General features: G+C 56.7%; 16 protein-coding genes. 7 read left to right on the top strand and 9 right to left on the bottom strand.

The window, feature by feature from the left end; all coding sequences use genetic code 11:
* Nucleotides 1-156 precede the first annotated feature (156 nt).
* The 3 genes from FRT59_RS23855 to darG are packed head-to-tail and all read left to right on the top strand — an operon-like array spanning nt 157 to nt 2,455.
* Nucleotides 157-729, top strand: a complete 573-nt coding sequence (locus FRT59_RS23855) for a DarT ssDNA thymidine ADP-ribosyltransferase family protein (RefSeq protein ID WP_153872558.1) — start codon at nt 157-159, stop codon at nt 727-729.
* Nucleotides 726-1,370, top strand: a complete 645-nt coding sequence (gene darT / locus FRT59_RS23850; RefSeq protein ID WP_153872557.1) for a type II toxin-antitoxin system toxin DNA ADP-ribosyl transferase DarT — start codon at nt 726-728, stop codon at nt 1,368-1,370. The genes FRT59_RS23855 and darT overlap by 4 nt, the downstream gene beginning before the upstream one ends.
* Entirely contained in the window at nt 1,367-2,455 is a 1,089-nt protein-coding gene (gene darG / locus FRT59_RS23845) for a type II toxin-antitoxin system antitoxin DNA ADP-ribosyl glycohydrolase DarG (protein ID WP_153872556.1), read from the top strand. The genes darT and darG overlap by 4 nt, the downstream gene beginning before the upstream one ends.
* Nucleotides 2,456-2,544: 89 nt before the next feature.
* Here darG and FRT59_RS23840 read toward each other — a convergent pair whose 3' ends face one another.
* The 8 genes from FRT59_RS23840 to FRT59_RS23805 form a co-directional block, all read right to left on the bottom strand.
* Nucleotides 2,545-3,702 carry a glutathionylspermidine synthase family protein gene (locus FRT59_RS23840; protein WP_153872555.1) on the bottom strand — a complete coding sequence of 386 codons (1,158 nt, stop codon included), beginning with the start codon at nt 3,700-3,702 and terminating at the stop codon, nt 2,545-2,547.
* Between the two features lie 11 nt (nt 3,703-3,713).
* Nucleotides 3,714-4,427 carry a DUF1190 domain-containing protein gene (locus FRT59_RS23835; protein WP_153872554.1) on the bottom strand — a complete coding sequence of 238 codons (714 nt, stop codon included), beginning with the start codon at nt 4,425-4,427 and terminating at the stop codon, nt 3,714-3,716.
* A gap of 18 nt (nt 4,428-4,445) precedes the next feature.
* Nucleotides 4,446-4,874, bottom strand: coding sequence for a DUF350 domain-containing protein (locus FRT59_RS23830; protein WP_034117708.1), 429 nt, complete (start codon nt 4,872-4,874; stop codon nt 4,446-4,448).
* 15 nt (nt 4,875-4,889) lie between these two features.
* Nucleotides 4,890-5,564: a DUF2491 family protein gene (locus tag FRT59_RS23825; protein ID WP_153872553.1), complete on the bottom strand. Its 675-nt coding sequence runs from the start codon at nt 5,562-5,564 to the stop codon at nt 4,890-4,892.
* Complete coding sequence (locus tag FRT59_RS23820) at nt 5,551-6,585, bottom strand: ion channel (protein ID WP_153872642.1); 1,035 nt, start codon at nt 6,583-6,585, stop codon at nt 5,551-5,553. The genes FRT59_RS23825 and FRT59_RS23820 overlap by 14 nt, the downstream gene beginning before the upstream one ends.
* 72 nt (nt 6,586-6,657) lie before the next feature.
* The gene (locus FRT59_RS23815; RefSeq protein ID WP_052224538.1) at nt 6,658-7,170 is read right to left on the bottom strand and encodes a rhomboid family intramembrane serine protease; all 513 of its coding nucleotides are present in this window, start codon (nt 7,168-7,170) and stop codon (nt 6,658-6,660) included.
* Nucleotides 7,171-7,277: 107 nt separating this feature from the next.
* Complete coding sequence (locus tag FRT59_RS23810; protein ID WP_034117704.1) at nt 7,278-7,976, bottom strand: PspA/IM30 family protein; 699 nt, start codon at nt 7,974-7,976, stop codon at nt 7,278-7,280.
* A 17-nt stretch (nt 7,977-7,993) separates the two neighbouring features.
* A complete protein-coding gene (locus FRT59_RS23805) occupies nt 7,994-8,575 on the bottom strand; it encodes a YjfI family protein (protein ID WP_153839485.1) in 582 nt (193 codons plus the stop codon).
* A gap of 367 nt (nt 8,576-8,942) precedes the next feature.
* On the opposite strand from FRT59_RS23805, the gene ycaC reads away from it, so the two are divergent.
* A complete protein-coding gene (gene ycaC / locus FRT59_RS23800; protein WP_034117703.1) occupies nt 8,943-9,575 on the top strand; it encodes an isochorismate family cysteine hydrolase YcaC in 633 nt (210 codons plus the stop codon).
* A gap of 61 nt (nt 9,576-9,636) precedes the next feature.
* Here the strand turns inward: ycaC and FRT59_RS23795 are convergent, their stop codons facing one another.
* The gene (locus tag FRT59_RS23795) at nt 9,637-10,668 is read right to left on the bottom strand and encodes a PDDEXK nuclease domain-containing protein (RefSeq protein ID WP_153872552.1); all 1,032 of its coding nucleotides are present in this window, start codon (nt 10,666-10,668) and stop codon (nt 9,637-9,639) included.
* Nucleotides 10,669-10,851: 183 nt separating this feature from the next.
* On the opposite strand from FRT59_RS23795, the gene FRT59_RS23790 reads away from it, so the two are divergent.
* From FRT59_RS23790 to FRT59_RS23780, 3 genes are all read left to right on the top strand, one after another.
* Nucleotides 10,852-11,496, top strand: a complete 645-nt coding sequence (locus tag FRT59_RS23790; protein ID WP_153872551.1) for an NAD(P)H-dependent oxidoreductase — start codon at nt 10,852-10,854, stop codon at nt 11,494-11,496.
* Nucleotides 11,435-11,815: a MerR family transcriptional regulator gene (locus FRT59_RS23785; protein ID WP_153872550.1), complete on the top strand. Its 381-nt coding sequence runs from the start codon at nt 11,435-11,437 to the stop codon at nt 11,813-11,815. Before FRT59_RS23790 ends, FRT59_RS23785 begins: the two co-directional genes overlap by 62 nt.
* 135 nt (nt 11,816-11,950) lie before the next feature.
* Nucleotides 11,951-12,190 (top strand): hypothetical protein (locus FRT59_RS23780; protein ID WP_153872549.1); only part of this gene is annotated, 240 nt, incomplete at its 3' end.

The following is a 12,190-nucleotide window of genomic DNA, read 5'->3' as shown; positions in this document are numbered from 1 at the left end:
CTGCTGACTCATATGATTTTTCAGCCGTCCTCCATAAAAGGATGGCCATTGCGACCCAAGCTGATATCACAATAGAATCACTTATCTCATCCTGCCAACTGATGAGCGAGCAGGAATGAAATAACTTCAGCTCATACGTAGGTCAAGGAGACCGATATGCCGGATATCAAGGAACAAAAACTTCTCTATCACCTCACTTCGCTAGAAAATCTGAGCAGTATTTTTCAAAACGGGCTAAAACCGCGAGCGCAGCTCAGGGCGTTCGAAGACGTGGCTGATGCCGAGATTCTGAAAAAACGACAAGGTCTCGCACTAGAGCAGTACGTACCTTTCCACTGGTTTGCCGCAAACCCGTTCGATGGAAGCGTTCAGCGCAGAAGGTCTGACGCCCAGTTTGTTGTGATTACGGTTCGTCGAAACGTTGCAATCAGAAAGCAATGGAAGGTCATTCCCCGCCATCCATTGGCTAACGATGCCATTCAGTTGCTCGATTATGCTGAGGGCTTCGAGGCCATCAATTGGGACGTCATGAATGCCAGGGACTACCATGACCCACAATGCAAAAGCATCTGCATGGCGGAGTGCCTATCACCCGATGTAGTTTCGCCTAACGATTTCTTCAAGATTTTTGTTTCTAATGCCGAAGTAGAAGCCCTCTGTGAGTCTAAAATGCGCGAGGCCGGTGTTAATGTACAAATCGGAGTGAATCGGGGAATGTTTCTTAGATGATTTATAACAACCTGAATCCTGAAAAGGCTCTGATCTGGCGGATCGTTCATCGCGACAATCTGCCCTGGATTCTGGACAACGGCCTGCACTGCCCCAGCTCCGAGGTGCAGGCTGCGCAGTATGTGAACATAGGCAATGTTGATTTAATCGACAAACGCCGCACGCGCTATGTCCCCATTGCTCCTGCAGGCTTTTTGTCAGACTACGTACCCTTCTATTTCACACCCTTCTCTGTGATGATGAAAAATATTCACTCCGGGTGGAGCGTGCAGCAGCGCAACAATGACGAAATCGTAATTCTCGTCTCAAGCTTGCACCGCGTCGCCGAGCTTGGCCTACCGTTCGTCTTCACAAACGCACATGCGTACCCGGATTGGACAGACTATTACAGCGACTTGGCGAATCTCCACCAGATCGATTGGTCTATCCTTCAACGACGCGACTTCAAACGTGACCCCGATGACCCTCGCAAAATGGAGCGTTATCAGGCTGAGGCGCTGATTCACCACCACCTACCGATTACAGGACTCCTTGGCATCATGTGTTACACCGATGCAACGAAAAAACGCATAGAACAGGACGTCGTCGCCCGAGGCCTGACGTTGTCCGTTCATGCGCGTCCGGGATGGTATTTCCAATGATCAGATTCACCCAAGGCAACCTTCTGGAAGCCAACACCGAAGCCCTCGTCAACACGGTGAATACCGTGGGCGTGATGGGCAAAGGCATCGCGCTGATGTTCAAAGAGCGCTTTGCAGAGAACTATCGTTTGTACGCGTCGGCCTGTAAGGCTGGCGAGGTAGAAACAGGCAAGGTTCACGTCACTGCGGTCAACGAACTGGAAGGCCCTCGTTGGATCGTTAACTTCCCGACTAAGCGTCACTGGCGATCACCTTCGCAGATGGCATGGATAACCGAAGGTCTACATGATCTACGTCGCTTTCTGATTGAAAACCATGTGAAGTCCGTGGCTGTTCCGCCATTAGGTGCGGGTAACGGGGGGCTGAAATGGCCTGAGGTTCGCGAGCAGATCGTTGATGTGTTAAGTGATCTGAACGTCGATGTGCTGGTATTCGAGCCTTCCAATCAGTACCTGAATGTCGCCAAACGCAGCGGCGTGGAGAAACTCACACCGGCACGCGCACTTATTGCTGAACTGGTACGGCGTTACTGGGTGTTAGGTATGGAATGCAGCCTGCTGGAAATTCAGAAGCTGGCTTGGTTCCTGGAACGTGCTATCGAAAAGCGGCCAGGCCTCAAGAACCCGCTGGACCTTAAGTTTGTTGCTCACAAGTATGGGCCGTATGCCAATCGGTTAGAGCATCTGCTTAACAATTTGGATGGCAGCTATCTGCATTGCGATAAGCGCATCAGCGATGCGGAAATCAGCGATGTCATCTGGTTTGACCAAGACCGTAAAGCCTTTCTCCAAACCTACCTCAACACGGAGGCCAAAGAGTACTCACAAGCTTTGGAGTGCACTGCCGAGTTGATTGACGGTTTTGAGTCTCCATTTGGGATGGAGCTGCTGGCGACAGTCGATTGGTTGCTGAGCCAGAAAAATGTCTCCCCTAGTGTCCCTGCTGTGCGCGAAGCATTGAAACACTGGGAAGGTGGAGCCGGTGCTAGTGCCCGTAAGAACAAGCTGTTCGACGACCAAGCGCTTGAGATTGCACTCAAACGGCTTACACACAACCACTCACATGCTCAGATGGCTATCTGCTAAGCGTCGGGAATCTGCCCGCTGACGCGGGCATTTAGCCAACCGGTTGAGGCGTGTCGGGCCAGTTCTGATTGAGAAGCCAGCAAGCATTTTCAATCCAATATCAAATGCGGCAAAAACCGGCTCGAATCCTTGGTAATCAAACTATCATCCTCCCGCACCCCAATCCCCGCCGCTTGATCCCCAATCACCCAAGACCCGATCAACGTGTAGCTGTCCCCAAACCGCGGCAGTGGCGCAAACTCCTGAAGAATAAACGGCGCATCCGTATAAGGGCCGTCCTCTTTCACAATCAGCCCATCAGCCGTTTGCAGCTCAATGTTGGCCCCTTCCCGCGAGAAAAACGGCTTGCGCACCCAGCCCTTCGGCACGGCTTTACCGGGGTCGATATCCAGGTGTGACGCAAGCAAATTCGGGTGGCCTTTGTTGAATTCCCACAACAGCGGCAGGATGCCTTTATTGGAAATGATGGACTTCCACGCAGGCTCGAAAAACTGCGTGTCACTCTCAGCAATGGCGGCACCAAAGGGTTCGTGGAAGATGAACTCCCAGGCATGCAGTTTGAACAGGTGGGGAATCCAGCGATCTTGAAGGTCGACGAAGCGGCCTTCGCTGGTCAGGCCGATGTCTTCGATGTCGATGTGGCGGGATTCGATGCCGACTTTTTCCGCGACCAGGCGCAGGTAGTCGGTGGTGCCTTTGTCTTCGATCGAGTCTTTCATCGAGGCGAAGTAGAACGGCTGGTTGATCTGCAGTTGGGCGAAGGCCTGGTGCAGTTTGGTGTCGATGCTGTTGAACTGGTCGGCGTGTTTGGGCAGCAGGCCGCGTTCGATGCATTGCTCGAGCCAGCCCCACTGGAATGCCGCGGCCTCGTAGAGGCTGGTGGGGGTGTCGTAGTTGAGCTCGAGCAGTTTGGCGGGGCCGGTGCCGTTGTAGGAGAAGTCCATGCGCCCGTACAGGTGCGGGTGGCCTTCTAGCCATGAGGTGCGGATCATGTCGTAGAAGGGCGCGGGGATGCTCAGGCGTTCGAGCAGTTCTTCGCTCTGGACCACGCGGGCCACGAGGTCCATGCACATGTCATGGATCTCGGTGGTCGGGACTTCGAGGTCGCGCTCGATTTGCTTGAGCGTGAACTGGTAATACGCGCTTTCGTCCCAGTAGGGTTCGCCGTCGATGGTGTGGAACAGAAAGCCGAGGCTGTCGGCGGTCTGTTTCCAGTCATGACGCTCTGCGCAGTGGATCTTCTTCATGGCTGCCTTCCTTAACTGCTCGACCCGCCGCCGCCCCAGCCGCTGCGAGCGCTGGCTTTGCTGCCGAAGCCGCCACGGGAGGTGGCCGATGACACGGAGCTCGACTTGTTGGAGGAGCGCAGCGTGTTGGTGTAATTGCTGCTGCCGTACCGGGCCTGGTTGGAGCGGCCAAAGGTCGCGCCATTGGAGGCGCGCTGGTTGAGCGTGGAGTTGCCGTAGTTGCCGCGATCATCGCGGTAGCGGTACACCGGCTCGGAGCGGTAGCTGTTGCGGTTGTTGCTCAGCATGTTGCCGATCAGCAAGCCGGTCAGCAGGCTGGTGGTGGAGAAGCCTGAGCCGCCGCCGCTGGCCTGAGCGTTGTTGGCTTGAGCATTGGCGGCGTCGACCTGGGATTGGGTCACCTGGCCCTCGGCGGTCAGTTCAAACCCGCCGAGCTTGGGGATGAACTTGCCGGTAGAGTCTTGCTGGCACCAGTCGGCGACAAAGTCGGCATCGCAATCGGCCTGGCTGTCGTACACCGGTGCAATGCGGCGATGCTCGGCCATGGCGGTCATGTAGGCGTCCGAGCAGACGTCCACCGGAAGTTTTTCATCGGCGCATTGTTGAACCGACTGGAAGTTGTACTTCTTTTGCAAATCGTAGGTTTTTTCGGTTGGCCCGCAGCCGGATATCGCCATGGCGACCGACGCTGCCAGCGAAAGCTGGACGTACTTGCTTCGTTTCATCGGGAGCTCCGTGCGCAATCAGTTCTGGGTAGGCGTCATGCACGCGGCATTCAACATGCCGACGCTGATGGCTACGGCGGCCACGTAGATGCCGGCCGCGAGCTCGCCGTTCTTGATGCGCTCGGACGTGCCTTTGAGCACCAGGCTGGTCAGCAGGAATGCCAACAGTTGGACGACGGCTGCGATCACCGACCAGACTACGAAGTCGAGGAGGTTGATGGAGTAGGCAATCACGTTGCTGGCCGGAATGGCGAAACCGACGATGGCGCCGCCCAGGGCAACTGCCGCCGAAACGTTGCCCGCACGGATCAGCTCGAATTCCTTGTGCGGGGTGATGCGGGTGTAGATGAACTGGAACAGCGCAAACAATACCGCAGCCCCCAGGATGTAGATGACAAAGCCGAACACGGCAGCTTTGTTCAGGGAGATGGAGAGAGCTTCTAGCATGGACTTCTTCCTTTTTTAGAGCGCAGTCAGGTCGGTTGTATACAGCGAAATGCCCAGCGACGTGCTCAGGCTGATGGTGCCTTCAGCGTCTTCTTCGACGGAAAACAGCAAAAACTCTCGACGGTCGGTCAGGCCGGTGTCGCGTGCGTATAGCATCGAACGGTGCTCAATGCTGTAGGCGGCCTCCGGGCTGACTATTTGTTCGCTCATCGCCACCAATTCGGTCTGGCCGTCTTCGCTGCCCCACTCGCGGAAAAACTCGACGCCGTCGTGGGTGTAAGTCGGCAGCCCGATCAGGCTCTGTGGGCCGGCCAGCCGGCGCAGTTCCGCCTCGCTGCTGATGGTGACGTAACTGAGGTAGTTGAACAGGATCACCGACTCGACCTGCCCGGCGATGTCGCCCGTGGTGTGCACCTGCAGCCAATAGTCTTCGTCGTTCATGTAATAGCGCGACAGCCAGGTCGACTGCCCGAGGTCAACGGTGCCGTTGGCCCAGATTTCCTGGGAACCGGGGATGACCACCGTGGTTTTCTCATCGAGTAATAATTTAAGGCTCGAGTCGAACATCAGGCCTTTGCCCGGTGCCAGGCCCAATGGCCCGGTGACCGGCAGCGCTTGGTTGGCCGACGCTTTGGAGTCGGTAGTGGAGTTCGGAGCCTCGAGCCCCATCAATTGTTTAAGCCATCCCATGGGAGATTTCCTTGAGCCGGGTGGAGGCGATGTAGAAGAGTTCACCGCCCTCGACACGCGTGGTGCTGGGCGGATTGATCGCTGGTTGCTGAGCACCTTTGGCGCGATAGCCGATGAGGGTGGCGTTGTGGTGTTCTTTCATCCGGGTGTACAGCTCACCGAAGGTTGCCTCAAAGGCTTCGGGCAATTTCATCAGGTATTGGGTGGCGCCCTGCCCTACGCACAGCAGCTCATTGATGACCACGGACGAGCCCGGATCCTGGGAGGCGCGCACCAGCATTTCAATCGCCATACTGGAAGTGCATTCCAGGCGGGGTGCATAGGAGCTGGCGAGTGCGGCAATTTCACTTTCATTGAAGTGGGCGGCCACATGCCCGACGGGGCTCAATTGATTCACCGCCAGCACGGTGGCCAGCGTCAGATCGTCAGACGGGGTTCGCACCAGCACACGCTCGGCGCCGGGAACGCCTGCTCGCTGCAACAACGCGGTGGAAGACAGGCTTTCACCGCGGATGAACGCAGCTTTGCCCGGCATCGGGTTTTCTTCGAGGGTGCAATCGCAAATCACGATCAGGTTGTCGTTCGAGGTTTCGTCTTGAAGCAGCAACTCTATGACCCGCTCGCTGGACGCGCCCTCCCAGCCGATGAGCACGGTATGGCCGACTTTGCCGGTGAAATCGCCTTTGCCCTTCATGCCTTTTCTCCATGCATCAATGACACTGCTGGTGGTTTTGCCGATGGCTGCGGTCAGCAGCGCAATGCCCCCGAGCATGACCCAGGCAGCCACGAAGATTCGCCCCGCCGCGGTCTGCGGTGCGAGATCGCCATAGCCGACGGTCAGTGTGGTGGTGAGATAGAAGTAAACAAACGTCGCGGGGGCGGTGAGGTGCTGCTCGCCCAGAAATACCAGGCCCAGATAAGCCACGCTCAGGTGTACGCCCAAGGCAATGATCAGGCCTGCCCAGCCGAAACGGTGAAAGAGGGAGGAAGCGTACAGGCGCAATAAAAGAAAGATCGACATTTCATCCCTGCTTCCGTGGGTACTGGATTCCTGGCGACGTGATCGCCTCGGCTTCTGGCTGCTCACGTGTGCTCATCCGGCATTAAACCTGCTGCGCGGTGCAGAGAGAAGTACCTTGGCGGCAATAAATCCAGCGAACGCGCCGAAGAGATGACCTTCGAAGGAAACGCCCTGCCGAGGAAGGAAGCCAAAGATCAAGCCACCATACAGTACCGCCACCACACCGGCCGTTATCAGGTTGCTCCAGCTTCTGTGGAACCAGGCGCGCGATAGCAGGTAGGCCCATAGCCCGAATACCCAGCCGCTGGCACCGACATGTACCCCAGAAAAACCGAACAGCCAGACCAGCGCGCCCCCCAGCAGAATCACGATTGCGCTGACGGCAATGAACCGGTTGAGCCCATCGATAATGACCAGGGTGCCCAGGACCAGAAAGGCAATCAGGTTCGCGCTCAGGTGAGCAAAGGAGGCGTGCAAAAACGGTGAGGTGAGGATACCGAACAGCCCTTGCAGCGTCCTCGGGACCAGCCCGAATGCCAAGAGGCTGTAACCGGTCGCTACATTGAGCAGTTGCAGCGCGACCATGAAGAGGGCCAGGCCTGCGATTGTCTTGAAACCCTTCAAGGCGTCCCTCCTCACCTCGGCATAAAAAAGAAGGGCAAAAATGCCCTCCTCCCTTTCGGCGGCGTTGCTTACTCAGCCGACTTTTGCTTCAGACGCTCCAGAATCGCGTTGGCACTGCCTTCGTTCGGCGTGATACCGGCTTCGCGCAGCTTGCGTTCCAGGTCGGTCCCTGTCGATGCTTCAGCCAGCTCATCCTGGGCTTGCAGTTCAGCGGAGCGTTGCTGCTGTTTGGCCTGCAAGCGGTTCAGCGTACCGACGGCCGTTTCCAATTTGCCGTTGGCACCGCCGCTGGCAATGGATGCACTGACCTGGGCCTTCTGCACGCTGTCGCGAGCCTTGGCCATGTCCACTTGCTGGCGCAGGCTTTTAATCCGGCTCTCGGCCTTGGTGATGTCTTTGCGCATGCTCTCGGCGTAGCCACCGAACTCGGTGGTCTGCTTTTGCTCGACGTCGCGCTCGTTGGTCAGGGTCGAGATGGCTTCGGCGACTTCCAGGGCGAGGTCTTCACGATTGGCCTGGATAGCAGCCATCGCCTTGGACTCCAGGTCTTTGATCTTGGCGTCGTACTCGCCGACACGATCAGCCGCCAGTTTGTGCTTGGCCATGATGCTGACCAGCTCACGCTTGGCGTTGGCCAACGCGGTGTCAGCATCGCGAATTTCCTGGTCAAGGATGCGCAGGGCCTGTTGATCGACGATCGATTCGCCGACTTCATTGGCACCGCCACGCAGCGCGGTGAACAATTTGCTCCAGATAGACTGAGTCATTGGATATTCCCGAATAATTAGTTGAAGAAACGTTCGAAGGCTTCGCTGGCGCGCTGCACGTTGTCGACCAGGGTTTTCACCTCGGTCACGATGTTGGTCAGGCTGGAGTCGGAGCTGAGTGCACCGAACATGTTGTAGACCACCTGCCCGTTCGGCATGGACTCGATACCGATCGAAGACAACGGGAACATCTCCCGGCTGCGCAGCACTGCGTCATTGAACTTGGCGACATCGTTGATGGACTCGACGTCGACCAACACGGTGTCCACGATGATCTGCTCGCCCACCACCGCGATGTAAATCGGCAGGCCACCGAAATCGTTCATTTCCAGCTTGATGCTGGAATCGGAACCTTGAACGAGAGAAAGCGTAATGTCATTGGAGGTCACTTCGTCCAGGGCCTGAAGCGCGCTGAAGAGGCGATCGATGTTCCAGTTGGTACCTGCGCTCATGAAATTCTCCGACATGAATGAGCCAGCCAGGATCGGTTGGCGAAGCTGTTTCTCCATCTGCTTGAGCAAGCTTCGGTTTTCGGGAAGCACCCAAGTCTCGTGTTTCACATAACCGGCGGCCGACAGGCCCGCGCGCATCTGCTTCATGTAAAAGCTCGATGGCTTTTTCGCGGACTGTTTCAAGCGCTCTCCCTGAAGGCTGGCTGAATCGGTATCGGGCCCTGCAGCAGGGCTCGATGGAGAGCTGCTTTTCATCGTACTGACCTCGCTGTGAAAAACTCACGCGTGAGAAAATCTACAGGCAATGTTCGCCGTACTCAATAGCTCACGCGTGAGATTTTTCGGATACTTTCCGGCCATGAAACGGACCAGTGCTTGTGACCGCTCCGGCATTGTCTCCTCTGAGTTGACGGTATTACCTATCCCAGCCGATTTATCCTCCAGCAGCCACTCATTAATCTGTGCCCATGTTGAACGCAACGCCCAACCCACCTAAATAAAAAAGGATTCAACCATGAGCACTGCAACCTACAACCGCTTGAACAAAGACGACGCCATCGTTCTGCTGGTCGATCACCAGACCGGCTTGATCTCACTGGTACAGGATTTCTCTCCCAATGAGTTCAAGAACAACGTGCTGGCCCTGGCGGACCTGGCCAAGTTCTTCAACTTGCCAACCATCCTCACCACCAGCTTCGAGCAAGGCCCCAATGGCCCGCTGGTACCGGAGTTGAAAGAAATGTTCCCGGACGCGCCGTACATCGCTCGCCCTGGTCAGATCAACGCATGGGACAACGAGGATTTCGTCAAGGCGATCAAGGCCACCGGGCGTAAGCAGATCATCATTGCCGGTGTGGTGACGGATGTGTGCGTGGCGTTCCCGACCTTGTCGGCGCTGGCGGAGGGGTTTGAAGTGTTTGTGGTGACGGATGCTTCGGGCACGTTCAACACTACGGTGCAGCAGGCAGCGTGGAGCCGGATGACTCAAGCCGGTGCACAGTTGATGAACTGGTTCTCGGTGGCGTGCGAGCTGCACCGCGACTGGCGCAACGACATTGAAGGCCTGGGGAATCTGTTGTCCCAGCGTATCCCTAACTATCGCAACTTGATGAATGGCTATGCGGCGCTGACTGCACAGCAGAAGTAAGTCAGCCGAGTGTGACGATAAGCCTGCCCTGAAAAGCAGGCTTGCGGTGTTTGAGCCGGTTCTACCCCGCCAACTCTCTCTCAATTTGTTCAATGCTGGGCAAACTGGATTGCAGCTCTGCCGGCAAAGACTCCACCAGTTGATATTCCGCCACGCCGATAGGACGGTTGTTATCACGCAGTGCGTATTCAGCCACCACTTCATTTTTACCCTTGCACAACAACAGGCCAATCGTCGGGCCATCCTGTGGGTGCTTCAACTCGGCATCCACAGCCGCGAGGTAAAAGCTCAACTTGCCCAGATGCTCGGGTTTGAACTTGCCCGCCTTGAGCTCGATCACCACGTAGCAACGCAGCTTCAAGTGATAGAACAACAGGTCAACAAAGAACTCGTCGCCGCCTACATTCAGCAGCACTTGCCGACCAACGAAGGCAAAGCCTGCGCCCAACTCCAACAAGAAGTCAGTGACATGTTTGATCAAGGCGTTTTCGATATCGCGCTCTTGCGCATTCAGGCCCAGGCTGAGGAAATCAAAACGATAAGGGTCCTTGAGGGTTTCGCGGGCCAGATCGGACTGAGCCTTGGGCAGGTGGTTTTCGAAGTTGCTGACAGCCTTGCCGCTGCGTTCCAACAGGCGGTTTTCAATGTGCATCACCAGTGTGTTGCGCGACCAGTTGTGTTTGATCGTTTGGGTGATGTACCAGCGCCGCGTCTCGGGCCCAGGAAGTTTGTCCAACAGCGCGATCTGATGGTACCAAGGCAATTGTGCAAGCACCTCTTGCACAAATTCCGAATCCGGCCACGCCTCGGCAAAAGCGCGCATGTACTTGAGATTGCGCGGCGAAAAACCCTTCATGTCGGGAAAGGCCGCGCGCAGATCTTGCGCAAGGCGGTCGATCACTTTACTACCCCAGCCTTGATCGTTCTGACGGGTCAAAATATCGCAGCCGATCTGCCAGTAGAGCAGCACCAGTTCACGATTGACCGCGATTGAGGCGCGCTGCTGTGCGTTATGGATACGGCCTTTGAGGTCTGTCAGCCAATCGCTGTAGCCCTCAGGAGGCGCGGTCAGCCCGATAGCGGTTTCGCTCATGCCTTTTTACTCTTGTGTTTTCAGCAGGCTAGTCAGGCCATCGTGCCGTCACAAGGGCTCATGAATACTCCAGGAAGGGTCCTGCGCACCTTACGGAACGGTCCTGCTGGCACTGGCTGTGGCCCTTGACTCTCCCCTATACGGCACACCCTACCCTGAACGCCCACTTCAGGAGCCTTCAGCATGAGTCAGCGCATCCTGGTCATTCTCGGCCACCCGTCCACCGATAGTTTTTGTTCAGCCCTCGCGCAGACCTATATCCACGCCGCGAAAACGGCAGGCCACGACGTACGCGTCCTGCGCCTGGGTGACCTCAGGTTCGACCCCATCCTTCACCACGGTTATACCCAGGTCCAAACACTGGAACCCGACTTGCTCAGTGCACAAGCCGACATCCTTTGGGCCGAGCACCTGACATGGGTTTTCCCTGTTTGGTGGGGCGGTATCCCGGCACTGATGAAAGGCTTTATCGACCGAGTTTTCCTACCCGGCTTCGCCTTCAAATACCGAGCAGGCAAGGCATTCCCCGACAAACTGCTTAAGGGCCGAACCGCGCACTTGCTAGTGACCCTGGACACGCCGGCGTGGTATTACCGCTGGGTCTACCGCATGCCGGCCATCCACCAGATGCGTCGCACCACGCTGGCGCTTTGCGGCATCACGCTGAGCAAGACGCTGCTGTTCGGACCGGTGCTGGGCTCTACGCTGACGCAGCGGGCCCGGTCGCTGAAACAAGCCGGCGCACTATTTGAAAAAGGGAGTTTTCATGTACATCGGCAAAGCCGCGCAGTTATCCGGCACGACCATCAAGGCGATTCGTCACTATGAGGCGATTGGACTGATGCCCGAGCCTCAGCGTCAGGGCGGTTATCGGGTTTATACGGCCCAGAGCGTCGAGCGGCTGACGTTTATCAAGTGTGCCCAGCAGTTGGGATTCAAACTCAAGGAGTTGCAGGAGATTTTGCTGGGGTACAACGGCGATGCCCTTCCTTGGGACCGGGCGGACCAAGCCATCGCCAACAAGAAGCGCGCGTTAGCCGCGCAAATCGCCGTGTTGCAACGGATGCACGCGGGTCTGATTGAGTTTGAAACCCAACTGAAAGACGCTCAAGGGCACTGTTCGTCAATCAGTAACCTCGCCATTTGAAGTAGCCCTTGCGCATGAGTTAGCGCCGACTTTTGCTAGCCCTTTGTAAGGGCAATCTGATTTTCCAAACCGTTCATCCAGCCGCTTTTCGCTGCGGCAGACTCCGACGCCTTGCCTTCTGCCGAGACGTCATGGATGACCCACGCTGCCCACATCGCCTCTATCGAACATGAGCTGGATGGTTTCCATCAGAGCCTGGTGGACTACCGCCAGCAGATGGGCGCCTGGTATTCGCGGGCGCTGGACTTGGTCAGTCATGCGGCGGATATGCCGTCGTTGCTGGGCATGGACCGGGTGTTGCGGGTTGGGGATTCGCAGCGTTCGGTAAGCCTTAGCGACGCGGATTTTTCCACCGTGGCCCGCTGCCCAGTGGGT

It is taken from the genome of Pseudomonas haemolytica, assembly GCF_009659625.1.
Lineage (GTDB): Bacteria > Pseudomonadota > Gammaproteobacteria > Pseudomonadales > Pseudomonadaceae > Aquipseudomonas > Aquipseudomonas haemolytica.
Note: the sequence above shows the minus strand (reverse complement) of the source record. Positions and strands in the feature narration are given on the sequence as shown.

Bases quoted from the DNA above. Each gene is read 5' to 3' on its own strand.
- darT (WP_153872557.1), top strand. From the start codon at position 726: ATGATTTATAACAACCTGAATCCTGAAAAGGCTCTGATCTGGCGGATC.
- ycaC (WP_034117703.1), top strand. From the start codon at position 8,943: ATGAGCACTGCAACCTACAACCGCTTGAACAAAGACGACGCCATCGTT.
- FRT59_RS23785 (WP_153872550.1), top strand. From the start codon at position 11,435: ATGTACATCGGCAAAGCCGCGCAGTTATCCGGCACGACCATCAAGGCG.
- FRT59_RS23795 (WP_153872552.1), bottom strand. From the start codon at position 10,668: ATGAGCGAAACCGCTATCGGGCTGACCGCGCCTCCTGAGGGCTACAGC.
- FRT59_RS23830 (WP_034117708.1), bottom strand. From the start codon at position 4,874: ATGCTAGAAGCTCTCTCCATCTCCCTGAACAAAGCTGCCGTGTTCGGC.
- FRT59_RS23840 (WP_153872555.1), bottom strand. From the start codon at position 3,702: ATGAAGAAGATCCACTGCGCAGAGCGTCATGACTGGAAACAGACCGCC.
- FRT59_RS23790 (WP_153872551.1), top strand. From the start codon at position 10,852: ATGAGTCAGCGCATCCTGGTCATTCTCGGCCACCCGTCCACCGATAGT.
- FRT59_RS23825 (WP_153872553.1), bottom strand. From the start codon at position 5,564: ATGGGATGGCTTAAACAATTGATGGGGCTCGAGGCTCCGAACTCCACT.
- FRT59_RS23855 (WP_153872558.1), top strand. From the start codon at position 157: ATGCCGGATATCAAGGAACAAAAACTTCTCTATCACCTCACTTCGCTA.
- FRT59_RS23835 (WP_153872554.1), bottom strand. From the start codon at position 4,427: ATGAAACGAAGCAAGTACGTCCAGCTTTCGCTGGCAGCGTCGGTCGCC.
- FRT59_RS23820 (WP_153872642.1), bottom strand. From the start codon at position 6,585: ATGTCGATCTTTCTTTTATTGCGCCTGTACGCTTCCTCCCTCTTTCAC.
- darG (WP_153872556.1), top strand. From the start codon at position 1,367: ATGATCAGATTCACCCAAGGCAACCTTCTGGAAGCCAACACCGAAGCC.
- FRT59_RS23815 (WP_052224538.1), bottom strand. From the start codon at position 7,170: ATGGTCGCGCTGCAACTGCTCAATGTAGCGACCGGTTACAGCCTCTTG.
- FRT59_RS23810 (WP_034117704.1), bottom strand. From the start codon at position 7,976: ATGACTCAGTCTATCTGGAGCAAATTGTTCACCGCGCTGCGTGGCGGT.
- FRT59_RS23805 (WP_153839485.1), bottom strand. From the start codon at position 8,575: ATGAAGCAGATGCGCGCGGGCCTGTCGGCCGCCGGTTATGTGAAACAC.